Origin of the sequence: Microtetraspora sp. AC03309 (assembly GCF_020826795.1) — a bacterium.
GTDB lineage: Bacteria > Actinomycetota > Actinomycetes > Streptosporangiales > Streptosporangiaceae > Microtetraspora > Microtetraspora glauca.
The window spans coordinates 1-848 of sequence record NZ_JADDIL010000268.1; the positions used below are offsets into that span (position 1 = coordinate 1).

The 848-nt window shown below is 65.8% G+C and carries 1 protein-coding gene; it reads right to left on the reverse strand.

Annotated features, from left to right (window positions below; all coding sequences use genetic code 11):
* Positions 1–156: 156 nt before the first annotated feature.
* Positions 157–848 (reverse strand): alpha/beta fold hydrolase (locus tag IMZ11_RS42760; protein WP_374463260.1); only part of this gene is annotated, 692 nt, incomplete at its 5' end.

Sequence of the window (848 nt, forward strand, 5' to 3'; positions counted from 1 at the left end):
CCAGCAGTTTCGACCAGAACACCACCTGGTTGTCGCCCGCGCCGACTCCGGCCGCCGCTTCGCGCAGCAGTTCGAAGTTGACGGCGGGCATACCCCAGATCACGGCCTGGACGGCGCGCGCATGCACCAGCGGATCCATGCCCTGACGCTAGTACCTCAGCGCACGGTGTTGAAGAACGTCGTCACATCCTCGACGAAGAGCTCCGGCTGCTCGAACGCCGCGAAATGTCCGCCGCGCGGCATCGTGGTGAAGTGCGTGACGTTGTAGCCCGTCTCGCACCAGCTACGCGGGGCACGCAGGATCTCCAGGGGGAACGACGCGATCCCGGTCGGCAGGCTGACGTATTCGCCTCCGCCCCAGGTGTTGTGGCTCTCCCAGTACAGCCGGGCCGACGAAGCCGCTGAGGCGGTGAGCCAGTAGAGCATGACGTTGTCGAGCATCTCGTCCTTGGACACCACGTTCTCGGGGTTTCCGTCGCAGTCCATCCAGGACCAGAACTTCTCCACGATCCACGCCAGCTGACCGACAGGGGAGTCGACCAGCCCGTACCCGAGGGTCTGCGGCCGGGTGGACTGCTGCTTCATGTAGCCCGAATCCCATTTGCGGTAATAGTCGATCCGGGCCAGGGCCTTCTGCAGGTCCTCGGTCATCTCACCCATACCGTCGGCCGGCGGTTGCGCGATCGGCATGTTGACGTGGATGGCCACGCACGAACCCACGTTGCGGCCGATCTGCGTCGTCACCGCCGCACCCCAGTCTCCGCCCTGGGCGCCGTAGCGCTCGTAGCCCAGCCGCGTCATCAACTGGTCCCAGGCCTGCGCGATCTTCTCGATTCCCCAGCCCGCCG